The organism is Bradyrhizobium sp. CCBAU 11386 (assembly GCF_028128955.1).
GTDB lineage: Bacteria > Pseudomonadota > Alphaproteobacteria > Rhizobiales > Xanthobacteraceae > Bradyrhizobium.
In genome coordinates this window covers 197,282-217,470 of sequence record NZ_LBKA01000261.1, presented here as the reverse complement: position 1 = coordinate 217,470, position 20,189 = coordinate 197,282, and the positions used below count along the sequence as shown (strand labels likewise).

General features: G+C 65.3%; 21 protein-coding genes. 8 read left to right on the top strand and 13 right to left on the bottom strand.

What is annotated here, in order from left to right; genetic code table 11:
• Nucleotides 1-118: 118 nt before the first annotated feature.
• The 6 genes from XI09_RS44630 to XI09_RS44605 form a co-directional block, all read right to left on the bottom strand.
• Nucleotides 119-1,051: a lipid A biosynthesis lauroyl acyltransferase gene (locus tag XI09_RS44630; protein ID WP_271572633.1), complete on the bottom strand. Its 933-nt coding sequence runs from the start codon at nucleotides 1,049-1,051 to the stop codon at nucleotides 119-121.
• Between the two features lie 8 nt (nucleotides 1,052-1,059).
• Nucleotides 1,060-2,337: a beta-ketoacyl-ACP synthase gene (locus XI09_RS44625; protein ID WP_271572632.1), complete on the bottom strand. Its 1,278-nt coding sequence runs from the start codon at nucleotides 2,335-2,337 to the stop codon at nucleotides 1,060-1,062.
• 12 nt (nucleotides 2,338-2,349) lie between these two features.
• Complete coding sequence (locus tag XI09_RS44620; RefSeq protein WP_271572631.1) at nucleotides 2,350-3,561, bottom strand: beta-ketoacyl-ACP synthase; 1,212 nt, start codon at nucleotides 3,559-3,561, stop codon at nucleotides 2,350-2,352.
• Nucleotides 3,558-4,028 (bottom strand): 3-hydroxyacyl-ACP dehydratase FabZ family protein, encoded by a 471-nt coding sequence (locus tag XI09_RS44615; protein WP_271572630.1) that lies wholly within the window; start codon nucleotides 4,026-4,028, stop codon nucleotides 3,558-3,560. Before XI09_RS44615 ends, XI09_RS44620 begins: the two co-directional genes overlap by 4 nt.
• 10 nt (nucleotides 4,029-4,038) lie before the next feature.
• Complete coding sequence (locus XI09_RS44610; RefSeq protein WP_007592476.1) at nucleotides 4,039-4,326, bottom strand: acyl carrier protein; 288 nt, start codon at nucleotides 4,324-4,326, stop codon at nucleotides 4,039-4,041.
• A gap of 371 nt (nucleotides 4,327-4,697) precedes the next feature.
• Nucleotides 4,698-5,039, bottom strand: a complete 342-nt coding sequence (locus tag XI09_RS44605; RefSeq protein ID WP_092183303.1) for a hypothetical protein — start codon at nucleotides 5,037-5,039, stop codon at nucleotides 4,698-4,700.
• Between the two features lie 328 nt (nucleotides 5,040-5,367).
• Between XI09_RS44605 and XI09_RS44600 the strand changes: the two genes are divergently transcribed.
• On the top strand, nucleotides 5,368-5,994 hold the full coding sequence (locus XI09_RS44600) for a ParB-like protein (protein WP_271572629.1): 627 nt from the start codon (nucleotides 5,368-5,370) through the stop codon (nucleotides 5,992-5,994).
• Between the two features lie 15 nt (nucleotides 5,995-6,009).
• Here the strand turns inward: XI09_RS44600 and XI09_RS44595 are convergent, their stop codons facing one another.
• The gene (locus XI09_RS44595; protein ID WP_271572628.1) at nucleotides 6,010-6,165 is read right to left on the bottom strand and encodes a hypothetical protein; all 156 of its coding nucleotides are present in this window, start codon (nucleotides 6,163-6,165) and stop codon (nucleotides 6,010-6,012) included.
• Nucleotides 6,166-6,423: 258 nt separating this feature from the next.
• On the opposite strand from XI09_RS44595, the gene XI09_RS44590 reads away from it, so the two are divergent.
• Nucleotides 6,424-6,567 (top strand): hypothetical protein, encoded by a 144-nt coding sequence (locus XI09_RS44590; RefSeq protein ID WP_271572627.1) that lies wholly within the window; start codon nucleotides 6,424-6,426, stop codon nucleotides 6,565-6,567.
• 34 nt (nucleotides 6,568-6,601) lie between these two features.
• Here XI09_RS44590 and XI09_RS44585 read toward each other — a convergent pair whose 3' ends face one another.
• Nucleotides 6,602-6,805 (bottom strand): hypothetical protein, encoded by a 204-nt coding sequence (locus XI09_RS44585; protein ID WP_271572626.1) that lies wholly within the window; start codon nucleotides 6,803-6,805, stop codon nucleotides 6,602-6,604.
• A gap of 147 nt (nucleotides 6,806-6,952) precedes the next feature.
• On the opposite strand from XI09_RS44585, the gene XI09_RS44580 reads away from it, so the two are divergent.
• The 4 genes from XI09_RS44580 to XI09_RS44565 all read left to right on the top strand — a co-directional run bounded on the left by XI09_RS44580 (nucleotide 6,953) and on the right by XI09_RS44565 (nucleotide 10,807).
• Complete coding sequence (locus XI09_RS44580) at nucleotides 6,953-7,684, top strand: Crp/Fnr family transcriptional regulator (protein ID WP_271572810.1); 732 nt, start codon at nucleotides 6,953-6,955, stop codon at nucleotides 7,682-7,684.
• Between the two features lie 8 nt (nucleotides 7,685-7,692).
• Nucleotides 7,693-7,923 carry a DUF6894 family protein gene (locus XI09_RS44575; protein WP_271572625.1) on the top strand — a complete coding sequence of 77 codons (231 nt, stop codon included), beginning with the start codon at nucleotides 7,693-7,695 and terminating at the stop codon, nucleotides 7,921-7,923.
• A gap of 167 nt (nucleotides 7,924-8,090) precedes the next feature.
• The gene (locus XI09_RS44570; RefSeq protein ID WP_177234058.1) at nucleotides 8,091-8,258 is read left to right on the top strand and encodes a hypothetical protein; all 168 of its coding nucleotides are present in this window, start codon (nucleotides 8,091-8,093) and stop codon (nucleotides 8,256-8,258) included.
• On the top strand, nucleotides 8,255-10,807 hold the full coding sequence (locus tag XI09_RS44565; protein ID WP_271572624.1) for an HAD-IC family P-type ATPase: 2,553 nt from the start codon (nucleotides 8,255-8,257) through the stop codon (nucleotides 10,805-10,807). Before XI09_RS44570 ends, XI09_RS44565 begins: the two co-directional genes overlap by 4 nt.
• A gap of 99 nt (nucleotides 10,808-10,906) precedes the next feature.
• Here the strand turns inward: XI09_RS44565 and XI09_RS44560 are convergent, their stop codons facing one another.
• The 3 genes from XI09_RS44560 to XI09_RS44550 all read right to left on the bottom strand — a co-directional run bounded on the left by XI09_RS44560 (nucleotide 10,907) and on the right by XI09_RS44550 (nucleotide 14,421).
• Nucleotides 10,907-11,836: a hypothetical protein gene (locus XI09_RS44560; protein WP_271572623.1), complete on the bottom strand. Its 930-nt coding sequence runs from the start codon at nucleotides 11,834-11,836 to the stop codon at nucleotides 10,907-10,909.
• Between the two features lie 205 nt (nucleotides 11,837-12,041).
• Nucleotides 12,042-12,623: a peroxidase-related enzyme gene (locus XI09_RS44555; RefSeq protein ID WP_135173921.1), complete on the bottom strand. Its 582-nt coding sequence runs from the start codon at nucleotides 12,621-12,623 to the stop codon at nucleotides 12,042-12,044.
• Nucleotides 12,624-12,828: 205 nt separating this feature from the next.
• Nucleotides 12,829-14,421, bottom strand: coding sequence for an ATP-binding protein (locus XI09_RS44550; RefSeq protein WP_271572622.1), 1,593 nt, complete (start codon nucleotides 14,419-14,421; stop codon nucleotides 12,829-12,831).
• Between XI09_RS44550 and XI09_RS44545 the strand changes: the two genes are divergently transcribed.
• Together XI09_RS44545 and XI09_RS44540 are read left to right on the top strand one after the other, a co-directional pair.
• Nucleotides 14,414-14,686 (top strand): hypothetical protein, encoded by a 273-nt coding sequence (locus tag XI09_RS44545; RefSeq protein ID WP_271572621.1) that lies wholly within the window; start codon nucleotides 14,414-14,416, stop codon nucleotides 14,684-14,686. The genes XI09_RS44550 and XI09_RS44545 overlap by 8 nt on opposite strands.
• Nucleotides 14,687-15,007: 321 nt before the next feature.
• Nucleotides 15,008-15,976 carry a catechol 2,3-dioxygenase gene (locus XI09_RS44540; RefSeq protein WP_271572620.1) on the top strand — a complete coding sequence of 323 codons (969 nt, stop codon included), beginning with the start codon at nucleotides 15,008-15,010 and terminating at the stop codon, nucleotides 15,974-15,976.
• Between the two features lies 1 nt (nucleotide 15,977).
• On the opposite strand, the gene XI09_RS44535 is transcribed toward XI09_RS44540, so the two are convergent.
• Together XI09_RS44535 and XI09_RS44530 are read right to left on the bottom strand one after the other, a co-directional pair.
• A complete protein-coding gene (locus tag XI09_RS44535) occupies nucleotides 15,978-19,502 on the bottom strand; it encodes a molybdopterin cofactor-binding domain-containing protein (RefSeq protein ID WP_271572619.1) in 3,525 nt (1,174 codons plus the stop codon).
• Nucleotides 19,502-19,984 (bottom strand): (2Fe-2S)-binding protein, encoded by a 483-nt coding sequence (locus XI09_RS44530; RefSeq protein ID WP_092183284.1) that lies wholly within the window; start codon nucleotides 19,982-19,984, stop codon nucleotides 19,502-19,504. Before XI09_RS44530 ends, XI09_RS44535 begins: the two co-directional genes overlap by 1 nt.
• Nucleotides 19,985-20,189 lie beyond the last annotated feature (205 nt).

Below are 20,189 nucleotides of genomic sequence, written 5' to 3'. Positions count from 1 at the left end.
GCTCCCCTTGCTCAGTCGTCATGCCCGGGCTTGTCCCGGGCATCCACGTCGTTCCTGCCGCGTGGCGACGCGTGGATGGCCGGGTCAAGCCCGGCCATGACGGAGAGAGTTCTGTCCGCTACCGCCACCTGCGATGCAGCCACAGCCACTGTTCCGGATGCTCGCGCACCCAGCCTTCCACCACATTCGTGATCGCCTGTGTCGTGCCCTGGATGTCGATCTTGCCGTCGGCATCGCGCACCGGCGGGACCTCCTCCGTCAGCTCCGCGGCGAAACGGCCGCGGGGCTTGCGGATGATGCGGACGCCGTGAATCGGGCATTCGACCTGGCGTAAGAGGCGGGCCAGCATCGGGTTGGCGCGGGTCTTGCGGCCGAAGAAGGTGACCTCGACGCCGCCGGTGAGGTACTGGTCGACCAGCATGGCGACGTGCTTGCCGTCCTTGAGCGCCTGCGCGAGGCGCAGCGGCGCGTCGCGGCCCGCCGGGATCAGCGTGCCCATGTTGACCTGACGCATCTCCTGGATGATGCGGTCGGCGGAGGCGATGTTCGGCCGGCGATAGAGGATCGCGGCATCCAGCCCATGCGCGACTGCGGCGAGCGCCGGCAATTCCCAGTTGGCCAGATGCGCGGCGAAAATCAGCGCCGGCTTGCCGTCGTCGCGGATGTGGTCGAACCGCTCGATGCTGCTTTGAGGCAATTCGATCCGGCTGTTCTCCGGATGGTCGCGGTCGTAATCCCAGACGTGGTCCATATGGGCGAATTCGGCGCCGACGCGGCCGAGATTGTCCCAGGCGCCCATCAGGATCTGTTCGATCTCCTCGGGCGACTTCTCCGGAAATGCGGCGGTGAGGTTGGCGCGGCCGATGCGGTGCTCGCGCAGGCGCGGGCCGATCAGCTTCGTCACGCGCGCGAAGAAATCCGAGGTCTTGACCGGATCGAAATAGCGCGTGGTGCGCAGCATGCCGACCGTGGCGGCGCCGATCAGGCCGCCGCCGACCGACTTGGCAGCCCCCCGCGCGCGGGCCTTGATGCTCGCAGGAAGCAGCGCCATGCGTCCGGTCAGGCCGGTTCGCGGGTCAGGATCAGCGAGGCGTTCTGGCCGCCGAAGCCGAACGAGTTCGACATCACCGCGGTGACGCGGGCGTCGCGCGCCTTGTTGCCGACGACGTTGAACAGGATCGTGGGATCCGGGGTCTCGTAGTTGATCGTCGGCGGGATCCGCTGATGCTCGAGGGTGAGCAGCGAGAAGATCGCTTCCACGGCGCCTGCGGCCGAGATGGTGTGGCCGACCATCGATTTGTTGGACGTGACCGGGATCTTCTGCGCGAGCTCGCCGAACACGGCCGATGTCGTATTGAACTCCATCTTGTCGTTTTCGGGCGTCGCGGTGCCGTGCGCGTTGATGTGGTCGATCTGATCCGGGGTCATGCCGGCATCGGCCAGCGTCTTGTTCATGCAGCCGATGATCGGCTTGCCGTCGGGCGAGGAGCGGGTGCGATGGAAGGAATCGGTGAGCTCGCCGCAGCCGGCGATCACGCCGAGGATCTTTGCACCGCGCGCAGTTGCGGCTTCATAGCTTTCCAGCACCAGCGCGCCGGCGCCTTCGGCCATGACGAAGCCGTCGCGGTTCTTGGAGAAGGGGCGGGAGGCCGCCTGCGGCGGATCGTTCTGGGTCGACAGCGCGGAGAGCAGCGAGAAGCGCACCAGCGCTTCCGGATTCACCGTACCATCGGTCGCGACGCACAGCGCAGCATCGGTCTCGCCGCGGCGGATCGCCTCGACGCCGAGCTGGATCGAGGTCGCGCCCGAGGCGCAGGCCGTCGACAGCGAGATCGGCGAGCCCTTGGTGCCGAAAGTCTCGGCGAGATGCGCGGCGACCGAGCCGAACATGAAGCGGTGATGATAGGCGCTGTACTTGCCGCCGCCGGAGATGCGCAAGAGATCGTCGTAGGTGAAGTCCGGCGAGCCGACGGCGCGGCCGAGCTCGCGGCGCTGCGGCCATTCGACCTCAACCGGTGCGACGGCGAGGAAGAGCGGGCCCGGGAAATCGGCGTTGGCGCCGATGCCGGCCTGCTCGAGCGCTTCCTGGGTCACGATCTCGGCCATCCGCTCGGACAGGCCGGTGGAGGAGAACGGATCGACGCTGACGAAATCGACCGTGCCGGCCATCGTCGTCTTCAGGCCGTCGACCGGAAAGCGCGTGATGGTGCGGATGCCGGATTCGCCGGCGACGAGCTTCGCCCAATTGTCCGCCTTGCCGGCGCCGAGCGAGGTCATGATGCCCATGCCGGTAACGACGACGACGGGACGCCCGAATTTGTCGCGTGGTGCAGTCATGTCGATCCCCCGCTAGAGCTGGCTCACGGCCTCGACCAGCGCCATGCCTTCGCCGCGCCAGTGTCCAGCCCCCACCACCACAATCTGGGTGGGTGCCCCCTGCATTTCAATCTCGGTCCCCGTGGAATCGTTCGGCGGGAACAGCGCGCCGCGCGAGATCGACAGCGCGGCAAGCGCGATTCCGAGCGGGAATTGCGTCTCCATGGTGTGTCCGAACATCGTACCGGTCGAGCGCACCGGGAAGTCGGCGTGGCCCTTCAGGAAGCCGCGCTCCTCGGATGTCGCGGGCTCTGCGCCGGTCGCGCCGGTGATGATCGCGCCCTTGCCCTCGCGCTTCGGCAGCTTGGCCCAAAGCTTCTCCAGCGTCGCGGCCATGTCGCCGGGCTGCTTGCGCCGGGCGAGATCGGCCACCACGCTCGACAGTTTTGCGAACGGCTTGGCGCCGCGGGCTTCTGCGTGCGCGCGCGACTCCAGCACCAGGAAGGCACCGGCCGAGCCGAGCGCGAAGCCGGCGTGGTCCTTGCGCGCCCAGACGGGCGCGAATTTGTCCTTCAGGTTGAAGTCGCCGAATTCGTAGAGGACCATGAGGTCCTTGCGCTCGCCATTATGCGAGCCGCCGATAAGGGCAATGTCGCTCTCGCCCGAGGCGATGCGCGCCAGTGCGATGCGGGCGGCATCGGCACCCGCAACCTCTTCGCCCATGAAGGTGCGCGAGGTGCCGCCAAGCCCATGCACGATGGCGATGTTGCCGGCGAGGAGATTGGAGAGCTGGGCCAGAAACAGCGTCGGCCTGAGATCGCTCATCAAGCGCTCGTTGAGGAAGCCGGGCGCATTCGCCCCCTTGGCCTCGGCCGTGAGCACGCCGGTGTCGACGTTGAGATCGCGCTCGCCGCCGCCGGCGGCCACGACCATGTCGATCTTCGACAGGATGTCCTTGTTGCCCTTGATCCCTGCGGAGTCGAGCGCGAGGCCCGCGGCATAGGTGCCGATGCGCTGCCAGGCTTCCATCTGGCGCTGGTCGCCCTTCTTCGGGATCTGGGTGTCGAAGGTAACAGGCATCAGGGGATGCACGATGTAGGGCGCAAAGCCCTTCTCATCGACATTGATGCGCTTCTCCTGGAGCGCGGCCCAGTTGGCGTCCAGGCCTTCACCGAGCGAGGTGGCAAGGCCAATGCCGGTGATCCAGACTTCCGTCTGGCCGGGCTTCGAAGCGGTGTCGGTCATGGCGATACGGCCTGTCGCGGAAAGCCGACGCGTTCGGCGACTTTCGCCATGTATCCGCGCATGTCCGCATTGGGGAAGGGGATCAGCGTAAAGGTGAGCGCCGAATTCGCGCGCAGCTTGCCGCCGACCTTGATCTTGGCTTCGGTCATGGCGTAGCCCGAGCCCTCATAGGAGAGGCTCGCCTCGATGCGCATGAGATCGCCGGGGAATACCGAGCCGCGCACCTTGGCCTCCTTGACGGCGGCCAGGATCGGCATGCGCTCGAACTTGAACACGCCGAGCTGAAGCCAGCCGGAGGCCTGCGCCATCGATTCGATCAGGAGCACGCCGGGCATCAAGGGATAGCCCGGGAAGTGTCCCTCGAAGATGGTGCTTTCCTTCGGGACCTGGGCCTCGACGACGATCGTCTTCTCGTCGACCTTGAGGTCGATGATGCGATCGATCATGTGGAAGTATTCGAGTTGCATGACCGCCCGATTAGGCGCTCGCGCCCTTGGCTGCAACCAGCTCGTCGATGCGCGCGCACAGGTTCTTCAGCACGAAATATTGTTCGGTGGTCGCTTTGCCGTCGTTGACCTCCTGGGTCCACTTTTCCAGCGGCAGCTTGATGCCGAACTGCTTGTCGATCGCAAAGGCGATATCGAGGAAATCGAGGCTGTCGATGCCGAGGTCATCGATGGCGTGGCTATCCGGCGTGATCGTGTCGCGCGGGATGTCGCAGGTTTCAGCGATGATCGTAGCGACCTGATCGAATGTGGAGGACATCACTAAGCCTTTGATATATTGCTGATATTTGTCAGATGTTCCAGAGTGGCATGGCGGGTGGGCATCGCGTCCCTGATGACGCCCTCAACCCCCCTCTGGCCGGGTCGAGAGCCCGTATATCGGAGCGCCGCCCTGAGTTCAATGGAGCCGGACAGGCCAAGGGGGACAGCAAGGGACGGAGCTGGGGATGCCTGCCGGAGCCCCCTTTTAGCGAGGGACGAACGCATATGACTGGGAAGCCTGGGGCGCTCTGCCTCCACAGCGTCATGGCCGGGCATCGTCCCGGCCATCCACGCCTTGTCTTGCAGCACAAAGAACGTGGATGCCCGGGACAAGCCCGGGCATGACGACCTCTGGGGAGGCGGGCGTACCTAGATGAGCGGCGTCGTGATCTTGGCGCAGTCGCGGCGGCCCATCAGCACGCAATCCTGGGTCCGGCGCAGGTCGGCGATGCTCACGGCGAGCCAGATCCCGATCGCGGTCAGAGCGATGGTGAAGGCGAGCGCCGCGATGTTGGCGAGCATGCGGTGGCGGAAATCGTCCGGCTCGGCGCGGGGCTGCTCGTAGCGCGACAGGTCGAGCCGCTCGGGCGCGCCGCGCAGCGGCTGCACGGTGCCGTTGCCCCGATGGACCGTCGGGGAGGGTGAGGTGCGCGGCCTGAACTGGAGCACCCGGTGCTCCTCATCAGAGCTTATGGGCCGCTGGGATTTCATGGGGCGAGGATCACTCCGAAGCAGCGATTTTTGATAGCACAGGTGGTGAACGCGTTGCAGAAAATCTTCTCAACGCGTACGTGCATTGCGCTTTTGCACGACCCTTCGTGAGGGCCCGCGACAGATCGCGAAAGCGGTCGTCATGCCGGCGTCAGGATGCGGGGGTTGCGTTGCAACACCAGCCATGGCGTATGCCGCGCCCGGTCCGGCGAACATCGGCTTGTGATCTCCCTGTCCGGGCCGGACGCATTTTGTCGCCGCAGGGCCCATGGCATAATCCGTGGGAACCTGGACGACCGGTTGCAACAATGTGAGAGGCCCTTCGACCATGACCATGAACGCGCGCGAGCCGAGAGTGCATCCGGTGTCGATCCTGTCGCTTCGGCCGACGCAGATGACGGTCGGCATGCGCGAGGTCAAGGAGAAGCGCCAGCGCTGGCGGGAGCACGGCAGCAAGAAGCAGGCCGATCTGCTCGGCAAGCACATGATCCCCGTCGTGTACGGGCCGAACGAGCGCTACTACGTGATCGACCATCATCATCTCGGCCGCGCATTGCACGACGAGGGCGTCAAGGAGGTGCTGGTGACCGTCGTCGGCGACCTCAGAATGGTCGAGCGCGAGGCCTTCTGGGGCGTGATGGACAACAAGCGCTGGGTCTACCCTTACGATTCCAAGGGGGAGAGGCGGCCGTTCCGGGACCTGCCGAAATCGGTTGCCGATCTCAAGGACGATCCTTTCCGCAGCCTTGCTGGCGAGCTCCGCCGCTTGGGGGGATTTGCCAAGGACACCACGCCCTTCTCCGAATTCCTGTGGGCGGACTTTCTCCGCCGAAAACTGTCGCGCAAGGCGGTGGATGCCAATTTCGATAAGGCGCTCGAGAAGGCCATGTCCGCGGCCAAGAGCAAGGATGCGATCTATCTGCCCGGCTGGTGCGGGCCGGCGTCGGACGATTAGGCGCGGGCGCTCACATCAATCGCGTTGGAAGATCTTGGCGCCGGGGTAGGCACGGCGGGCGTACGTGACGACCAGCGCGCGGTCCTGGGTTTCCAGGAAGGGCGTTCGGATCTGACACGATCCGACGATGAGGTGCCACAGACCATTGAGCTTCCGGATGACGACGTTCATTTGAGTGTTCCTCGAAGACCCTGCATTTCCAGCGCAGTCTTGCGATTCACGATCGCGACCGCAGGCTAAGATTCCCAACGCGGCTCCCGTTCCGCTGCAAGACACTACGACCATTATTAGTTGGTTACGGCATGCGGCCCTATAAGCCGGTTCTCATCACAGCTGCTTGAGCGAAATCAATTTCCGCGCCCATGAAACCATCCTGAAACAGAGCCGGCCCATCTCTTGGAGGTAGTCGAGCTCACACAGGAGGCCGAAATGCGCCGTCTGGTTTTCATAGTTGCCTTGCTCGCGGTTGCCTCAGCAGGCATCTCGGCGTCGTTCGCCGCAGTTCACCACGCCAAGGCGTTGACATTTTCCGAGCGCTTTGCCCCGGCGCTCGAGTTGATGGCGAAGCGCTAGCGGCGTAGCGCGTCGCAGCCGCGGGCAGTGCGTGTCATTTCGAGGCTTGCGGACCGGGCGAGGACAGCAGGCGCTCCATCTCCGCAGCCGCCTCGCCGTCGCGCGCCTTCTGCAACAGCGTGTGGCGCTCGGCGCCGGCCGGCAGCTTTCTGGCGGCGGCGCGAGCCTCTTGTGTGAACTTGTCCAGGCGCTCCTGGAGCGACAGAGCCGGTCGCGTACGGTTGCGTTTCTTGGTCATGGTTTGGCCTCTCCGACGCGGAGCCAACCATGCGGACGCGAGCGGCGTCCTTAACTTTTGTTGGAACCGGGGGCGCGGATCGCGGGTTTCATTCCGGCGGCGCCCAGCGCGCCATGGTTCCAATTCATGCAAACGGAGCGACTTCGCGTGTCCAGCGATACGATCCGTGCTGCGCTTGTCAGGCGTTTGCGCATCTCTTCCGGCATCTCGGAGGAGGATGTCAGGGAAATCGAAGCGCTTCCGATCGCGGTGAGACAGTATCCGGCGGAAACGCCCGTGGTGAGCGATGGCGAACGGGCCACCGAATGCTGCCTGATTGTCGAGGGCTTTTGTGCGCGCTCCAAGACGATCGCGAGCGGCAAGCGACAGATCCTCTCCCTGCACATTCCCGGCGAGATCCCGGACCTGATGAGCCTGTTCCTGCACGTGATGGACCATGAGCTCTCGACGCTGACGCCGTGCACGCTGGGCTTCATCAGCCACGATACGCTGCGAAGATTGCACCAACGCAGGCCGGTCGTCGCCGAGATGTTCTGGCGGGACACGCTGATCGACGCCGCGATGTTTCGCGAATGGATCGTCAATGTCGGCCAGCGTCCGGCGCCTGCGCGCCTCGCCCATGTCATGATTGAGCTGCGCGAGCGCCTCAGGGTCATCGGTCGCGTGGACGACTGCAATTTCGAGATGCCGCTGACCCAGGAGCAGATCGGCGAAGCCCTGGGGATCACGGCGGTCCACGCCAACCGGGTGATCAAGCAGTTGCGCCAGGATGGCATCGTCGAATTTCAGCGCGGCCGCGTCACCGTACTCGACGAGGCTCGATTTTTGGAACTCGCGGATTTCGACGGTCGTTATCTCCACCAGTCGCCGACGCTTTGAGCCGTCCGATGCCGCGATTCCATTTCGACATCCACGAGAACGGCCGTCTCATTCTGGATGAGAACGGGCAGGAGCTCTTGAACGGGATCGACGCGCGCAAGGAGGCGGTGCTGACCGGCGCCTCCATCGCCCGCGACGTCTTCGTCTCGGGCAGCGAGCGGCGCGTCGTCGTCGACGTCCGCGAGGAAGGGGCGCCGTTCCTGAAAGTGTCGATTGCGCTAGATGTCGAGGCAGTCTAGGCGGCGGACCGGGTCGAACGTGCGGCCCAACGGCGCAGGTGAATTTGACGTATCGCAAATCGACGTCGGTGCCGGCCGCTAAGGTCCGCCGGCATGACAGCCGAACCAGCATTGCGCGCCCGCGTCGCCAGGTGGGCTCCGGATCATGCCGACCTGGAGACACGACGATGAGCCTGATCCTTCGCATTCTGTTTGTCATCGCCGGAGCTGTCACGGCGCTGTTCGTTGCGCGTGATGCGCTGAATTTCACGATCATCCAGACCTTCGTCGCCATACTGCTCGTGACGGCCGTCCTGCTCGCCGGAAGTCTCTGGAGCCTGCGGCGGAAGACGTGAGCGGCACGGAAGCCACGAGACCAGCCGGACTGAGCGAGGCCGAGGCCCGGGCGCGGCAGGAAGAAGACGGCGCCAACGAATTGCCTCGGCCCGAACGACGCAGTCCCCTGCGCATCGTCATGGAAGTGCTGCGCGAGCCGATGCTCGTGCTGCTGCTCTGTGGTGGGCTGGTCTACCTCGTGCTCGGCGATCTCAGGGAAGCGCTGATCCTCCTGGTCTTCGGTGCGATGTCGATCGTGATCACCGTGGTGCAGGAGACCCGGACCGAGCGCGTGCTGGAAGCCTTGCGCGACCTGAGCAGCCCGCGCGCGCTCGTGGTGCGGGACGGTGCGCGTCGACGCATCCCGGGCCGCGAGGTCGTGCGCGGCGATCTTCTCGTTCTTGGCGAAGGCGACCGGATTCCGGCCGACGCCGCGCTGGTGGACGCGCGCGATCTGCAGATCGACGAGTCGCTGCTGACCGGCGAGTCGGTGCCCGTCCGCAAGCAGGTTGTCGACAAGGCCGCGTCAGCCGATCACCGGCCGGGCGGCGAGGATCAGCCCTTCGTGTATTCCGGTTCTCTCGTCGTGCGCGGCGAGGGGCTGGCGCTGGTGGAGGCCACCGGCCCGCGCAGCGAGATCGGGAAGATCGGGCTGTCGCTGCGTGGCTTGCAGGCCGAGCCGCCCCGGCTTCAGCAACAGACCGCAAGGCTGGTGCGGCTCTGCTTCCTCGGCGGCGCCGTGGTCAGCCTGGCGGCCATCGCGCTCTACGGAGTCTTGCGGGGGGATTGGCTGCAAGCGCTGCTTGCGAGCATCGCCATCGGCATGGCGATGCTGCCGGAAGAATTTGGCGTCGTGCTCACCGTCTTCATGGCAATGGGAGCTTGGCGGATTTCGCAAGCCCGCGTCCTGACGCGGCGAGCAGCAGCCATCGAGGTCCTCGGTTCTGCGACCGTCCTGTGCACCGACAAGACCGGGACACTGACGCAGAACCAGATGTCCGTCGCGGAGCTGCGGCTGCTCGACGGCGCACGCATGCGTCCGGAGACGGCCGGGCGGGATGATGCCAGGCCCGAATTTGCCGAGCTGGCGCGTTGCGGCGCCCTGGCGAGCTCCCCGGAGCCGTTCGACCCGATGGAGAAGGCGCTGCATCTGTTCGCGCATGCTGCCCTGCGGGGAGGCGATGCGCTGGATGGCGCCCGGAAGCTGGTGCGTACCTACGGTCTGCGCCCCGAGCTGCTGGCCATGACGCAGGTCTGGCGCACAGCCGGCGGGGCGGACCTCCTCGCATGCGCCAAGGGGGCTCCCGAGGCGATCGCGCGCCTGTGCAGGATGAACGCTGCAGACCAAGAATCGGTGCGCGATGCCGCCAGCGCGATGGCGAAGGACGGGCTTCGCGTGCTGGGGATGGCCGTTGCCGTCTGCGATGACGCATCACTCCCGCCGTCCCAGGAGGATTTCGCGTTTCGATTTGTCGGCCTGGTCGGGCTTGCCGATCCGCTGCGGCCCCATGTCCCGGAGGCGGTTGGCGAATGCCGCGCGGCGGGGATCCGCGTCGTCATGATCACGGGCGATTATCCGGCAACAGCCGTTGCCATCGCGAGCCAGGCCGGGCTCGATGTTCGTGACGTCATGACCGGCGATCAGGTCAGGCTGGCGGATGACTCGGAGCTCGCGGACCGCGTTGGGTATGTGAACGTGTTCGCCCGGGTTCTGCCGGAACAGAAGCTGCGCATCGTCCAGGCGATGAAGCTCAACGGCGAGATCGTGGCGATGACCGGCGACGGCGTCAACGACGCGCCCTCGCTCAAGGCCGCCCACATCGGCATCGCGATGGGAGGACGCGGGACCGACGTCGCGCGAGAGGCGTCGGGGATCGTCCTGCTCGACGACGATTTCGGTTCGATCGTGTCGGCCATTCGTCTGGGCCGCCGCATCTACGACAATCTGCGCAAGGCGATGGCCTTCATCTTCGCCGTTCATGTCCCGATCGCCGGACTTGCGCTGTTGCCTCTGGTCTTCGGGTTGCCGCTGATCTTCAGTCCGGTGCACATCGCGTTTCTGGAGCTGATCATCGACCCCGTATGCTCGCTGGTGTTCGAGGCGGAGCGGGGCGAGCGCGATGCGATGACGCGTCCGCCGAGACGGCCTGATTCCGAGCTGTTTTCATGGGCACTGGTTGGCTGGAGCGTGCTTCAGGGCGCCCTCGCATTTGCCCTGACCGCCATCATCTTCGTCGGCGCGCTTCGCTCCGGTCTCGTCGCCGACGAGGCGAGGACGCTCGCCTTCGTGACGCTCGTCGTCTGCATCGTCGCTCTGGTCCTGGTCAACCGGTCCTTCAGCGCGTCGTTCGCGTCCGCATTCTTCCGCCCAAATCCTGCATTGACCTGGATCTTCGCAGGCGTCGCTCTCGTTCTCGCCACCGCGCTGCTCTGGCCGCCGGCCTCCAGCCTGTTCCGCTTTGGTCCGCTGCATGCGGACGATTTGATGATCACGCTCGGCGCGGGGCTGCTGGTGTTGACAGTGCTCGAATTGCTGAAACCGATTTGGGCGAGACGGCTTCGGTTCTAGCGACCGCCCAGTTCTTCCGATGCATCTCCGACCCGCGCGGCTTCGTCTTCCCTTCAACGCAGCGGGCCAGGGGCGGCACGGATAGATTGGACGTCTGCTTCAGCCGGCCGCGTCGCGATCGATCTTCCGTAATCGCACGAAGGCGGCCCAGGCCCGTGGATATTCCTTGTCCGTGGGATCGATCGTCAGCAGCGCGCGGCATGCCTCCTTGATCTCTTCCGGCGAAGGACGCCTCGTCGGCCCCTCGGATGATTTCGACTGCTCCCAGCGAGCCTCGATATCTTTCGCGAAAGCCAGGGCCTCTGCGGTCGTCCGCTTCTGCGTTGATTTCGCGAGGGAATGGCCCGAGGGGAACGTCGGCCATGCGGCCGGCGGCTGGTCGACACGCCACGTGAGTTCATCCCTTGTAGTCTCCACGCGCGAACCTGGATGCTGCCCTGCTGGCGTCCAGCCTGGCCCGGCCGAACCTGACGAGACGGCCGATCTCGGTGCGACTGCCGAACCTGGCGCGTGTGCTGCCGTCTGTCCGGCCAACTGGCCAAGCTGCTGTTCCATTGTCCCGCCGCTGGACTTGGGGATGACCTTTTCGACGGTCTTGATCATCGACAGGGCGCCGGGCGATATCAGCGTCGTCCGGTCGGCAATTTTGTCGTCGGCCGCGATCGGGCAGGGTTTGAATGTCGAGCGCTGCGACGTGATCCGACCGTCGTCGTCGATACGGGCATAATCGATCGCGACGGCGTAAACGAAGGCGGTCTCAACATACTGCCTCTCCTTGTCCATCGCCTTCACGGAGCCGCACACGTATCTTGCGTTGTCCGCGTCGACCGTTCGCAAGCCGCTAAAATGAGCTGAATTCGGCTCGATGAGGACGCGTGCGACAGCGGCTCGCGCCATGCCGTGCTCCGATTGAAGCATGCTCCATATTTCGCCGGCGTTGATGGCGTCGGGCTGATAGTTCCATACGTATCCAGCGGCGAAGAACGTTGCGCCGATGCAAGCCGCGACGGCGAATGCTCGCACGTTCATAAGACGGACCCCCTAAGCAGGCACGACTCATCCGCGTCTCCGTTGACGGAAACTGCGCGAGTTGTGTCGAAACGTTTCTGCTAGTTGAGGGTGAGTATCTTAACAAAACGTGCCTGATTGTGAAAACGTTTTGGTTCCCGTCAAACGGGAACCCGCATGTTGCGTTTGCTGGTGAGGCGTCGCGTTCGCGACACAGAGCGGTCGATCACTTCTTCGGCAGCCGGCCCATCAAGTAGAATTCGTCGTTCGGCCGCATGCCGGTGAAGTTCGCCAGCCGGTTCGACAGCGCGAAGAAGGCCGAGATCGCGGCGATGTCCCAGATGTCGTCGTCGCTGAAGCCGTGCGGCGCGAGCGCGGCGAAATCCTCCTCCGAGATCCGCTGCGCGTCGGCCGAGACCTTCATCGCGAAGTCGAGCATCGCCTTCTGGCGCGGCGTGATGTCGGCCTTGCGATAGTTCACCGCGACCTGGTCGGCGATCAGCGGGTTCTTGGCGCGGATACGCAGGATCGCGCCATGCGCGATCACGCAATACTGGCACTGGTTGGCCGCCGAGGTCGCCACCACGATCATCTCGCGTTCGGCCTTGGTAAGGCCTCCGTCCTTCTCCATCAGCGCGTCGTGATAGGCGAAGAACGCGCGGAACTCGTCGGGCCGGTAGGCCAGCGTCAGGAAGACGTTCGGCACGAAGCCGCTCTTTTCCTGGACAGTCAGGAGGCGCGTGCGGATGTCGTCAGGCAGCGTGTCGAGGGCGGGAGCGGGGAAGCGTTGCGCGGCTGTTTTTGTCATGAGCATGGATTCCGGCTTGGGGCCGGCAACCATAGTCGATGCGGGCGGCCGCCTCAACGTGCCACACGCTCACTGTCATCGCCCGATTTAATCGGGCGATCCAGTATTCCAGAGGTTTTGATGGGATACGGATAAGCCGCGGCGTACTGGATGCCCCGCCTTCGCGGGGCATGACAGCGGTATGTGTGGAAGCGGTGTCCGCCCCTTACCGCAGCGGCTTCTTGAGCAGCGAGAAGCGGTCCGGGTCCAGCCCCATCGAGGGCTGCAGCATCGGGGCTTCGAGGCTGGACATCGTCTTCGCCGGCGGGGCCGAGAACACCGGGTCGTTCGGCGTGTCGCGCTGCGAGGTGGCACCGCGCCAGCGTTCGAGCACGGCGCCGACGAAATGCATGTCGTGACCGGAGGTGACCGACGGCACGCTGCTGATGGTGGCCTCGCCGCGCGGCAATTGGTGCGGCGGCACCTCCTTGAAGCGCAGGCGCGTCGGCAGTGCGACGCCTTCGCCGAACGCCAGCACTTCTCGGGTGCCGAGCGATGGCACGAAGGACAGCAAGTTCGCCGCGGCATCCGACACCGCGGCGCGCAGCAGCGCCTGGTCGCGTTCGTTGGCAAGACGCATCGTGAACAGCGTGTTGCACTGGGAGATGATGGTGGCGTCGAGCTCGGCCGGGCGCTGGGTGATCAGCCCGAGATAGACGCCGTATTTGCGGCCTTCCTTGGCGATGCGCGACACCGCCTTGCGGGTCGGCCCAAAGCCGATGTTGCGATCGGCGGCGGCGTAGCGGTGGGCTTCCTCGCAGACGAACAGCATCGGCGAGACGCCGTCGCTCCACAGGCCGAAGTCGAAGGCCATGCGGCACAGCACTGAGACGACGGAATCGATGACTTCGGCCGGGAAGCCGGCGAGCTGCATCACCGTCATCGGCTTGCCGTTGGCGGGCAGGCGGAACAGATGGCTGATCACCTCGGCCATGGTGTCGCCGCCGACATTGGCGTTGTCGAACATGAAGGCATAGCGGGGGTCGTTGCGGACCGCCTCGATGCGCGAGATCAGCTTGTGATAGATGATGCGCGAGGAGCGGTTTTCCAGCTTGCCCATGCGCTCGTCGATCAGCGATATCAGATCGACCAGGCGATACGGCACCGGCGTATCGACGGTGAAGCCGATCTGCTTGGGATCGATGCGCTTGAGGCCGAGGCGATCGGCGTTCTGGTACTGCGTGTAGATACCCTTGGCGATCGGGATCACCTCGGCAAGGACGTCGAGCTCCTCTGGCACGCCGGCGCGACCGCCGAACAGCACGTCGACGATTTCCTCGAAATTGAACAGCCAGAACGGCAGCTTCAGGTTCCGCGGGTTGAGCACCAGCGCGCGGTCGCCGAAGCAGCGGCCGTATTCGTTGTGCACGTCGAGCAGGAAGATGCGCAGGTTCGGCCGTGCCTTCAGGATCTCGTTGAGCAGCAGCGACACGCCGGTCGACTTGCCTACGCCGGTCGATCCCAGCACGGCAAAATGCTTGGACAGCATTTCCTCGATATCGACATAGGCGATGACCGAGCGGTCCTGCTGGAGGAAGCCGACATTGATCTGGTCCGCCCCGGTCGGCGCGTAGATCGTGCGCAGCTCCTGGCTGGTGATCAGGTCGACCGCGTCGCCGATGGTCGGATAATTGGTGACGCCGCGCTGGAATTTGGCCTTGTCGGCGGCGTTGAGGATCTCGCCGAGCAGGTCGACCGAGGCGATGGCAATGTAATTGTCGGCGCTCGACAGATTTTCGCAGGAGACCTCGGTGATCATCGCGACGATGACCGAGCTGGCGCAGCGAATGCTGACGAAACGGCCGACGGTCGCCCGAACCTCCGAGATCGGCATCTGGCTTGCCGCCAGAAGCCCGACCCGGGCGAGCGATCCACGTACCGAAATCACGCGTCCAAAGGATGTCACAATGAATGAACCTGGCAAGAGCGAGGGGTTTGCACCGGACTATGCGCAGCCGCGGCTGCACAAACGGTTAAACGGCAGCCGCGGCCGCTTCGTTAAATCCGCGACAATTCCACTGTGAGGATTGTCCCCAAGGCATATTCATCGGCAGAAACGTCAGGAAAAAGCTGCATTTCCGGGCCTGCGGGCTCCAGATCGAATTAAGGAAGATTTTACCATTCGGGCAGTCCACCCGCCGTTCGAGGATCGTTCTCCTCACGCGCGGGGCGCCATTCGGTCCGGAATGCAAGGGTTGATTTGTTGACGGGACCTAATCATTTGTACATTAGTACAAATGAACCCGCGGCCTCAGCGCCGCCCCGGACGCATCAGCCAATTGCGGCCCTGCGCCCGAATGCGCGATCCGGTTCCTGCGGATCACAGTCACGCCCTGGAGGAAAGCATGCAGCCCGAACCGATCCTCGATCTTGCCCATCTCGGCCATATGGAGCTGCTGACGCCCAAGCCCGACGAGAGCCTGAAATTCTTCGTCGACGTGATGGGCATGACGGTCAGCGGCCGTAAGGGCGAGTCGGTTTATTTGCGCGGCTGGGACGATTACGAGCGCTATTCGCTCAAGCTCACGGCGTCGAAGACCTCAGGCATGGAGCACATGGCGCTGCGCGCGCGCAGCCAGCAGGCGCTGGAGCGCCGCGTCGCCGCGCTCAAAGGCTCCGGCTTCGACATCGGCTGGATCGACGGCGACATGGGGCAGGGGCCGACATTCCGCTGCCGCGACCCTGATGGCCACATCGTCGAGCTCTATTACGAGACCGAATGGTATCAGGCGCCGCCGGAGCTGAAGCCCGCGCTGAAGAACCAGGCGCAGCGCTTTCCCGCCCGCGGCGTCAATGTCCGCCGCCTCGATCACCTCAACTGCCTCGCCGTCGACATCAAGGCCAACCGCGAGTTCTTCGAGAACTATCTCGGCTGCCGGCTCACCGAGCAGATCGTGCTCAATGACGGCCGGGAAGCGGCGATGTGGCTGACGATGTCGAACAAGAGCTACGACTTCGCCTATTCGCTCGACCATTCCGGCGTGCCCGGCCGCTTCCACCACGTCACCTACGCGCTCGACAGCCGCGAGGAGATTCTGCGCGCCGCCGACATCTTCCTGGAGAACGGCATCCACATCGAGACCGGTCCGCACAAGCACGCGATCCAGCAGACCTTCTTCCTCTATGTCTACGAGCCCGGCGGCAACCGCGTCGAGGTCGCCAATGCCGGTGCGCGCCTCATCCTTGCACCGGACTGGAAGCCGATCGTGTGGACGGAAGAGGAGCGCAAGAAAGGGCAGGCGTGGGGCCTGAAGACGATCGAGTCGTTCCACACCCACGGCACGCCGCCGGTGGAGGCGAAGAAGCACGCCTGATCTAATGCGTGGACGATCGCACGCGCGCGATCGTCTCGCGCACGCCGCGCCAAGCGGGTTTGTCTGGCGCGAACTGCTTACGCAGGAAGGTGACGAGCTCCTCGACCTGCGCGTCGCTCATGCTGTTCCTGAACGCGGGCATGTAGCCGAGGTCGCTCGATGCGGGCTCGGTGATGCCGTGCAGGATCACCTGCACGAGATTGTCCGGTGATGCGCTGTGCAGATTGCTGTTGAGCGCGAGCGAGGGCCGGCTGCCGAACAGCGGCAGGCCGCCGATCTCGTGGCAGACGGCGCAGGCGCCCTGATAGAGCCGCGCGCCGGTTGAAGCGGCGGTGGTGACTTGCGTTGCGCTCTCGAGCTTGGCGGCAAGCGCATCCGGCGGCTCGGTGGCAGCGTCGTTGAACGAGTTGAGATAGACGGCCATCGCGCGAATGTCCTGGTCGGGCAGGGCCGTGAGATCCCTGACAATCGGCGCCATCGGGCCTGCGGCGACGCCGTGATAGCGCGAATGGCCGGTGCGCAAGTAGGCGTAGAGCTCGTTCTCGCTCCAGGGGATCGGTGCATGCGACAGCGAGGTGAGCGGCGGCGCCTCCCAGCCTTCGGCGAAGCCGCCGGCGAGATAGGCCCCGCGCTGCTCGGCGCCGAGCGCGTTGCGCGGAGAATGGCAGGCGCTGCAATGGCCGAGACTCTCGACGAGATAGGCGCCGCGATTCCACTGCTTGGATCGGGCGGGATCGGACTTGAGTTCTTTCGTCTGATGAAACAGCGCATTCCATCCCGCGAGCAGCGGGCGAATGTTGAACGGGAAGGCGAGCGTGTTCGTGGGCGCCGTCGCGCGCACCGCGGGCTGCGCCATTAGATAGGCGTAGAGCGCCTCTAGGTCGGCCTCGCTGGTCTTCGAAAAATGCGTGTAGGGGAAAGCGGGATAGAGCTGCCGCCCGTCGCGATGCAGTCCGTCGCGCATCGCGCGTTCGAAGGCAGGATAGGACCATGCGCCGATACCGGTCTCGACGTCGGGCGTGATGTTGGTCGCGTAGATCGTGCCGAACGGTGTCTGAAGCGCGCGGCCGCCGGCGTTGAGCGCACCGCCGATGGTGGTGTGGCACTCCGCACAATTGCCGAGCGCGGCAAGCTGCTGGCCGCGGGCGATGGTTGCCGCGGAATAGACCGATGCATCGGGCGGCGCGATCGGCGCGATGGCGCGCCCGGGTAAGAGGGCGGCGCCGATGCCGATCGCGGCAGTGCAGACGGCGGCGATGGTCGCAAAGATGCCGGCGCGCCCGGTGAACGGATTTTGCCAGATGCGCGATGGCTGTGGCGCTGCGGGAGCGGGCAGGGCCTGCGGTACGGCCGGCGTGTCGCCGTGCAGTCCCCTGAGGATGCGCTCGGGCGTGAACGGGGGCTCGCGGAAGCGCACGCCGGTGGCATCGAAGATGGCATTGGCGATCGCCGCCGCGCTCGGGACCGAAGCGGATTCGCCGACGCCGAGGGGCGGCTGGTCCGGCCGCGGCAACATCAAGACGTCGATCTTGGGCACGTCGGGGAAGGGGATGATCGGATAGGCGCCCCATTCGCGCGCCGCCACCGCGCCGCGCTCGAACGAGACCTCCTCCATCAGCGCGCGGCTGGTGGACTGGATGACGTTGCCGTGAATCTGGTGGCGCACGCCGTCCGGATTGATCATCAGGCCGGAGTCCTGCCCGGCGACGACGCGCGTCACGCTGACGTCGCCGGTGGTCTTGTTCACGGCGACGTCGGCGACCCAGGCCGACCACGCCGCGCCATAGCCAGGAAACTTGCTGTGGACATAGAGCGCATAGGCAAAGCCGCGCCCGTGCACGACCTCGCCGTCTTTCTCTTCGCGGACCGGTCGCGGTGTCCAGCCCGCGCGCTCGGCGACCGCATTGACGAGATCGACGGCGCGCTGGTCTTTCAGGTAGCGCAGCCGGTATTCGATCGGATCGACGCCGGCTTCCGTCGCGGCCTCGTCGATGTAGGATTCATGCGCAAACGTGTTCGGCAGCGCCGAGACGCCGCGAAGCCAGGACGCGCGCACGATCGGTGCCATGTCATGGGCGACGACGCGCATGTGGTCGTAGTCGTAAGGCGGGATCGCGGTGCGATCGCCCATCTGGAGCACGGCCGGATCGGGCGACACGCGACCCGTCAGCAGCAGTGCCAGCGTCGGTGCGGCGTTCGAGGGATAGCGCGTGGCGAGGTCGTAAGCCGCGACGCTGCCGTCGGCGTTGAGGCCGCCATTGACGTCGATGAGCTGCGCGGTGCCCTTGGGCTCCCAGGCGTGCTCCTGCTCGCGCGTCAGCTGCACGCGCACCGGGCGGCCGACCGCGCGCGACAGCAGCAGTGCATCCGCGGTGACGTCATCGGCGCAGTTGCGGCCGTAGCAGCCGGCGGCCTCCAGCCGGATGACTTCGATCTCGCTCTCGGGACGCTCGATCAGCAGCGCCAGATCGCCGCGCAGCAGATGCGGATTCTGCGTGCCCGACCAGACGCGGATGTTGCCGTTCTGGTAGTCGGCGACCGCGCAGGACGGGCCGATCGACGCATGCATCTGGTACGGCCACACATAGGTGCGCTGCATCGGCTTGGCGGCGCCTGATATCGCCGCATTGACGTCGCCCTTGTCGATCAAGGTGCGCGGCGTCGATGGATTGGCGCGCAGTGCGGTCTCGACGTCGGCGAGGTCGGTGAGATCGGGCGTCGGCTTCCAGCTCATCCTGAGCTGTTCCGCGGCGCGAATCGCATTCTCCTCGCGCTCGGCGACTACACCGACGAAATCGCCGATATGCACGACGGCGATGATGCCGGGAACGTCGCGCACCGAGGATTCATCGACCGCGATCAGGCTGGTGCCGACGAACGGCCCGGCATCGACGCCGGCATAGGGCGGACGCACCACGCGGCCGTGCAGCATGCCGGGCAGGCGGATGTCGTGCACGAAGGTCAATTCGCCCGTGGCCTTCGCCGGCAGATCGACCCGCGGCATCGACTGGCCGACGATGGCGTATTCGCCGACAGGTTTGACGGTGACGTCGTCGGCAAGCTCGAGCCGGATCGTCTCGTCCCCGATCAACTCGCCATAGCTGACGCTGCGGTTGTCGTGCCCGCGCACGAGGCCGTCTTCGATTTTGAGATCGGTCGCCGGCAACTCCAGCCGCTCGGCCGCGCGCGCGATCAGGAAGTGGCGCGCCTGCGCCGCGGCCTTGCGCAAGGGCGCGGCAGTGATCTGGATGGTTTCACTGGCGATCGTCGCGCCTTGGTTCGGAACCACGGCGGTATCGCCAAGCACCACGACGACGCGCGCAAAGGACACGTCGAGCTCCTCGGCGACGATCTGGCCGAGTGCGGTGCGGATGCCGGTGCCGAGATCGACATGACCGTTATAGGCGGTGACCGAGCCGTCCGCGGTGATGCGGACGAAAGTCTCGGATGTGCATTCGTCCACCGTGCGGACGACGACGAGCGAGCCCGATTGCCGCTCAGCTCCGTTCGAGGCAGGGGAGGCCATCAGTCGGCGGCCTCAGTGAGTTGGCCCGATGCGCGCATCACGGCGCGCAGGATTTCGACATGCGTGCCGCAGCGGCAGAGATTGTAGCGCAGCGCCGCCAGCGCCTCCTGCTCGGTCGGCCGCGGGTTGATGGCGAGCAGCGCCTTGGTGGTCATGATCATGCCGTTGAGGCAGTAACCGCATTGCGCGGCCTGCTCGTCGATGAAGGCTTGTTGCACCGGATCAGGCTTGTCGCTCGTGCCGAGCCCTTCGAGCGTCACGATGTCGCGTCCTGCGCAGCCGCCGATCGGGATGACGCAAGAGCGCGCGGCGGCGCCGTCGATCAGGACAGTACAGGTGCCGCATTCGCCGAGGCCGCAGCCATATTTCGGGCCGTTGAGCGCGAGGTCGTTGCGCAGCACATAGAGCAGCGGCGTCTGGCGCTCTGCAGTGATCTCGTGGATCCTGCCGTTCACGGTGAGGCGGATCGGTGTCTGCGTCATCCCTGTTCCCAAGCCCCGCGACGATCGGGTCGCAAAAATTGTACGTTGCGACGATACCGTTTGTACACAAACGTGCAAGCGGCCATGCCGCAGTGCAGCGCGACTGCCCGCTTTGTGGACAAAGGCGGCAGGCAAATGAGGTTTTATTCGGCAGGCGCATCTTTTCGCGCGCGCCGCCGCTTGACAGCTATCAGGACCGCGCGCA

Excerpts from the sequence above, each read along its gene's own strand:
- XI09_RS44600 (WP_271572629.1), top strand. The coding sequence starts at position 5,368 with ATGACCATGAACGCGCGCGAGCCGAGAGTGCATCCGGTGTCGATCCTG.
- XI09_RS44610 (WP_007592476.1), bottom strand. The coding sequence starts at position 4,326 with ATGTCCTCCACATTCGATCAGGTCGCTACGATCATCGCTGAAACCTGC.
- XI09_RS44595 (WP_271572628.1), bottom strand. The coding sequence starts at position 6,165 with ATGAACGTCGTCATCCGGAAGCTCAATGGTCTGTGGCACCTCATCGTC.
- XI09_RS44560 (WP_271572623.1), bottom strand. The coding sequence starts at position 11,836 with ATGAACGTGCGAGCATTCGCCGTCGCGGCTTGCATCGGCGCAACGTTC.
- XI09_RS44555 (WP_135173921.1), bottom strand. The coding sequence starts at position 12,623 with ATGACAAAAACAGCCGCGCAACGCTTCCCCGCTCCCGCCCTCGACACG.
- XI09_RS44530 (WP_092183284.1), bottom strand. The coding sequence starts at position 19,984 with ATGACGCAGACACCGATCCGCCTCACCGTGAACGGCAGGATCCACGAG.
- XI09_RS44590 (WP_271572627.1), top strand. The coding sequence starts at position 6,424 with ATGCGCCGTCTGGTTTTCATAGTTGCCTTGCTCGCGGTTGCCTCAGCA.
- XI09_RS44625 (WP_271572632.1), bottom strand. The coding sequence starts at position 2,337 with ATGACTGCACCACGCGACAAATTCGGGCGTCCCGTCGTCGTCGTTACC.
- XI09_RS44630 (WP_271572633.1), bottom strand. The coding sequence starts at position 1,051 with ATGGCGCTGCTTCCTGCGAGCATCAAGGCCCGCGCGCGGGGGGCTGCC.
- XI09_RS44540 (WP_271572620.1), top strand. The coding sequence starts at position 15,008 with ATGCAGCCCGAACCGATCCTCGATCTTGCCCATCTCGGCCATATGGAG.
- XI09_RS44575 (WP_271572625.1), top strand. The coding sequence starts at position 7,693 with ATGCCGCGATTCCATTTCGACATCCACGAGAACGGCCGTCTCATTCTG.
- XI09_RS44585 (WP_271572626.1), bottom strand. The coding sequence starts at position 6,805 with ATGACCAAGAAACGCAACCGTACGCGACCGGCTCTGTCGCTCCAGGAG.
- XI09_RS44620 (WP_271572631.1), bottom strand. The coding sequence starts at position 3,561 with ATGACCGACACCGCTTCGAAGCCCGGCCAGACGGAAGTCTGGATCACC.
- XI09_RS44535 (WP_271572619.1), bottom strand. The coding sequence starts at position 19,502 with ATGGCCTCCCCTGCCTCGAACGGAGCTGAGCGGCAATCGGGCTCGCTC.
- XI09_RS44605 (WP_092183303.1), bottom strand. The coding sequence starts at position 5,039 with ATGAAATCCCAGCGGCCCATAAGCTCTGATGAGGAGCACCGGGTGCTC.
- XI09_RS44550 (WP_271572622.1), bottom strand. The coding sequence starts at position 14,421 with ATGATCACCGAGGTCTCCTGCGAAAATCTGTCGAGCGCCGACAATTAC.
- XI09_RS44615 (WP_271572630.1), bottom strand. The coding sequence starts at position 4,028 with ATGCAACTCGAATACTTCCACATGATCGATCGCATCATCGACCTCAAG.
- XI09_RS44570 (WP_177234058.1), top strand. The coding sequence starts at position 8,091 with ATGAGCCTGATCCTTCGCATTCTGTTTGTCATCGCCGGAGCTGTCACG.